The sequence below is a fragment of the Devosia sp. genome (assembly GCF_041917035.1).
GTDB lineage: Bacteria > Pseudomonadota > Alphaproteobacteria > Rhizobiales > Devosiaceae > Devosia_A.
This window is the reverse complement of sequence record NZ_JAYRYM010000282.1, coordinates 1-4,435: the sequence shown is the minus strand read 5'-3', so window position 1 is coordinate 4,435 and position 4,435 is coordinate 1. Positions and strand designations below refer to the sequence as shown.

At 66.8% G+C, this 4,435-nt stretch carries 4 protein-coding genes; 1 reads left to right on the top strand and 3 read right to left on the bottom strand.

What is annotated here, in order from left to right:
• Positions 1-712: Tim44-like domain-containing protein (locus ACE3TU_RS19380; protein ID WP_374627220.1), on the top strand; the 712-nt coding region annotated here is incomplete at its 5' end.
• A 92-nt stretch (positions 713-804) separates the two neighbouring features.
• Here the strand turns inward: ACE3TU_RS19380 and glpX are convergent.
• The 3 genes from glpX to ACE3TU_RS19365 form a co-directional block, all read right to left on the bottom strand.
• A complete protein-coding gene (gene glpX / locus ACE3TU_RS19375) occupies positions 805-1,785 on the bottom strand; it encodes a class II fructose-bisphosphatase (RefSeq protein WP_374627218.1) in 981 nt (326 codons plus the stop codon).
• Positions 1,786-1,817: 32 nt separating this feature from the next.
• Positions 1,818-3,158, bottom strand: a complete 1,341-nt coding sequence (locus tag ACE3TU_RS19370) for a homoserine dehydrogenase (protein ID WP_374627222.1) — start codon at positions 3,156-3,158, stop codon at positions 1,818-1,820.
• A 272-nt stretch (positions 3,159-3,430) separates the two neighbouring features.
• A partial coding sequence (locus ACE3TU_RS19365; RefSeq protein WP_374627217.1) for an aminotransferase class I/II-fold pyridoxal phosphate-dependent enzyme occupies positions 3,431-4,435 on the bottom strand: 1,005 nt, incomplete at its 5' end.

The window sequence follows — 4,435 nt, the reverse complement described above, 5'->3', positions numbered from 1 at the left end:
GACTGCTGGCGTGGCGGCGCGCCCGTCTCTGTTCGGCGGCTTCGGCGGGGCAGTTCTCGGAGGGCTGCTGTTCAGCGGGCTGTTCGGGATGATGTTCGGATACGGATTCGGCGGAATGGGTGGCATGTTGGCCCTGCTGGTCCAGATCGGCCTCCTCGGGCTCGTACTGGCGTTCCTGTTCCGGAGGCGCCCGCAGCCGTCCGTTGCCGGCGCGGGGGCCGCGGGCATGCGCATGCCCGCAGACAGCGGTTACCCGTCGCAGGGTGCCGGGCCGCGTTCGAGTGCCTCGCACCGCGCTGGGCGGCGTGACGAGGTCGGGCTCTCCGATGCCGACCTCGACCAGTTCGAACGCCGCCTGCAGGACCTGCAGGCCGCCTATTCGCGGGAAGATGTGGAAGGCCTGCGGCGCATCGCCACCCCGGCCGTCATCGAGACGCTCTCGGGTGAACTGCGCAACAACGCCGCGAACGACGTGCGCAACGAGGTGATCGACGTCCGGCTGCTCGAAGGCGACATCGCGGAGGCCTGGCGCGAGGGCAGCACCGAATTCGCGACCGTGGCGATGCGCTATGAGTCGCGGGACGTGATGCGCAACCGCACCACCGGCGAACGGGTTGCCGGCGAGGACAGGACGACCGAAACAACGGAGATCTGGACGTTTCGGCGGCAGCGCGGTGGCCCCTGGCTGATCAGCGCCATCCAGGAAGCCTAGCCAAGTCCAGAGGTGATCCCGAAGCTTCGATTGCCGGCCGACGGCTGCAGCCCGGCGCGGGTCCCACGCAGGGTGATGACGCCGGCGCCGATTCAGCGCCGGTGTTCGGCGGAAATCCAGCGGACAGTCTGGCTCCATGAGCGCATCACCACGGTGCTGGTGCGGACCGAGTTGCGCCGGTATCGCACACCGCTCAACAGGCTGCCGTCCGTTACCCCGGTGGCTGCGAAGAGCACGTCGCCGGAGGCGAGGTCCTCGGTTCTGTACTTCAGGTTGGGCTCGGTGATGCCCATCTTGCGGGCGCGGGCGCGCTTGTCCTCGCTGTCGAGGATCAGCCGCCCCTGCATCTGACCGCCGATGCAGCGCAGTGCGGCGGCGGCCAGCACGCCTTCCGGAGCACCGCCCGAGCCCAGGTAGATGTCGATCCCGGTGTCGTCGGTATTCACCGCATGGATGATGCCGGCGATGTCGCCGTCCGATATCAGCTTGATGGCGACGCCGGCGGTGCGCAGGTCGTCGATCAGCATGGCGTGGCGGGGCCTGTCGAGAACGCAGGCAGTGATCTCGTGCACCGGCACGCCCTTGGCCCTCGCCAACGAGCGGACATTGTCCATCGGCGTCATGTCGAGATCCACCACGCCTTCCGGGTAGCCGGCGCCGATGGCGATCTTGTGCATGTAGACGTCGGGAGCGTTGAGCAGGCCGCCGCGCTCGGCCATGGCGAGCACGCAGATCGAATCGGGCTGGTTCTTGGCGCACAGCGTCGTGCCTTCGAGGGGATCGACGGCGATGTCCACCTGTGGTCCATCGCCGGCACCGACTTCCTCGCCGATGAAGAGCATCGGCGCCTCGTCGCGCTCCCCCTCGCCGATGACGATCCGCCCCTCGATGTGGACGTTGCCCATCTCGCCGCGCATGGCCTCGACGGCGGCGTGATCGGCGGCCTTCTCGTTGCCCTTGCCGCGCCAACCGGAGGCCGCGACGGCCGCCGCTTCGGTGACCCGCACCAATTCGAGCGTCAGGCTGCGATCGATAGCGGCCTGACGGTCTTTGTCGGACTTGCTGAGTTTCAACTGGACCCCCTGCCCCGCCGCAGGGGCCGATACTAGAACTGCTCGATCCGGATCATCTGCGGATCGCCGACGATGAAGCCGTCGCCCTTGATGCGCGCCAGCGCATCCCGGACCGCATGCTCCATGGTGGAATGAGTGAGCAACACCACGGTCCGGATGTCGATCCCCACCGCGCCCGGTTCGCTAACACGCAGATCCGGCCGCTGGATGACGCTTTCGAGAGAAATGCCGGCCTCACCCATGCGAGAAGCAATAGCGGCAAAGGCGCCGGGGACATCCTTGGCATTTAGTCGGATGTAGTAGCCGCCCTCGTGCGCGCGCATCGGCGCCTTGCGATAGGGGGTGAGTTCGGCAACGGGGACGCCCAGGGGCGGCACCCGCGTGCCCCGCGCGATATCGAGGATGTCGGACAGGACCGACGAGGCCGTCGGCGGACCACCGGCGCCGGGGCCGGCGAGGAGGAGTTCGTGGACGTGGTCGGTCTCCAGAGCCACGGCGTTGAGGACGCCATCGACGCCAGCGATGGCCGAGGTCTTGGGGACAAGGGTCGGGTGCACCCGCTGGTCGATGCCGTCATTGGAGCGCTGCGCGATCCCAAGCAGCTTGATCCTGTAGCCGAGGTCCCCCGCCACCTTGATGTCGGCCTGGCTGATTGTGGTGATTCCTTCGACGAAGATCTCGTCAGGGGCGATCTCGCAACCGAAGCAGAGCGAGGCGAGAATGGCCAGCTTGTGCGCCGTGTCGAAGCCACCGACGTCGAAGGTCGGGTCGGCTTCTGCGTAGCCGAGCTTCTGGGCGTCGGCCAAACACTCGGCGAAGCCGATTCCCTCGTTTCCCATGCGGGTGAGGATGTAGTTGCAGGTGCCGTTCATGATGCCATAGACGCGAGCGATCCGGGCCGAGCCGAGGCCCTCGCGCAAGGTCTTGATCACCGGGATGCCGCCGGCCACTGCCGCCTCGAAGCCGAGTTGCGCCCCCGACTCCTCGGCGATCCTGGCCAGCGCTACGCCGTGGCGGGCAAGCAGCGCCTTGTTGGCGGTCACGACCGGCCGGCCGATCTCGAGGGCGGCCTTGACTGCGGCGAGCGCCGGACCATCCTCGCCACCGATCAGCTCGACGAAGAGGTCGATGCCGTCCCATTTGGCGAGGGCCACCGGATCGTCGAACCATGCGAGGTCCCGGGTGTCGATGCCGCGATCGCGGCTGCGGGAGCGGGCGCAGACGGCGGTGACGGTGATCTTGCGACCGAGCTTGCGCGTCAGCTCTTCGCCGTCCTTCTGGATGATTCTGACCAGGGTCGCGCCGACATTGCCCAGCCCGGCGACACCGATGCGGAGCGGCGCCACTGCGGCGGCATCGGCGTGTTCCTGCATCGCCCTGAGGATGCGCGTGCGCGTGTCGGAGCGGGGCTCGCGCCCCTCCCGCAGGTCGAAGACGAAAAGAGGATCGCCGGCAATGGTTCGGCCGAAGCGGGTGGGAGTCCAGCCACGTGCGGCGATGAAGGACTCGACGGCCTGGCGAAAGGACTGGATATCGGACATGGACAAAGCTCTCGAACGTATCCGAGAGCTATGGATAGGAACTGGCCTATCCGTCAATAGGATTGATGCCGCCCGACTCCCCTGATTGAGGTCGCTTTGCGGCGCTACTTTGCCGCCGCTATCGGCACGACATTGTCCATGCCGGGGGCGGCGGACAGGAACCGCTTGATGTTCCGCGCAGCCTGGCGGATACGCTGCTCGTTCTCGACGAGGGCGAGACGGACATACTGGTCGCCATATTCGCCGAAGCCAACCCCGGGGGCGACGGCGACGCCGGTCTCCTGGATCAGAAGCTTGGCGAACTCCAGCGAGCCAAGGTGCGCAAACTGATCCGGGATGGGGGACCAGACGAACATGGTGGCCTTTGGCGACGGCAGGGTCCAGCCGGAGCGGGCAAAGCTCTCCACCATCACGTCCCGGCGCGTCCGATAGACGTTGCGCACTTCCTCGATGACGTCATCGGAGCCGTTGAGCGCCGCGGCAGCGGCCACCTGGATCGGCGTGAACGCACCGTAGTCGAGGTACGATTTCACCCGGGTCAGCGCCGAGATCAGCCGTTCGTTGCCGACCGCGAAGCCGACGCGCCAGCCGGGCATCGAGTAGGTCTTCGACATCGAGGTGAACTCGACGGTGATGTCGATGGCGCCGGGAACCTGCAGCACCGAGGGCGGGATATCGTCGTCGAAGTAGATCTCGGAATAGGCCAGATCGGACAGGATGAAGATGTTGTGGTCGCGGCAGTACCTGACCACTTCCTTGTAGAAGTCGAGCGTCGCGGTATAGGCCGTCGGATTGGCCGGGTAGTTCAGAATCAGCGCGATCGGCTTGGGGATCGAATGCCGAACGGCGCGATCGAGGGCGCGCAGGAAATTCTCGTCCGGTTCCGCCGGCATCGAGCGGACGACGCCGCCCGACATGATGAAACCAAAGGAGTGGATCGGATAGGTCGGGTTGGGGACGAGGACCACGTCGCCGGGCGCGGTGATGGCGGCGGCCATGTTGGCAAAGCCCTCCTTGGACCCCAGCGTCGCCACCACCTGGGTGTCGGGGTTCACCTTCACGCCGAAGCGGCGGCCATAGTAGCTGGCCTGGGCCTTGCGGAGTCCGGG

Bases quoted from the DNA above. Each gene is read 5' to 3' on its own strand.
- ACE3TU_RS19370 (WP_374627222.1), bottom strand. From the start codon at position 3,158: ATGCAGGAACACGCCGATGCCGCCGCAGTGGCGCCGCTCCGCATCGGT.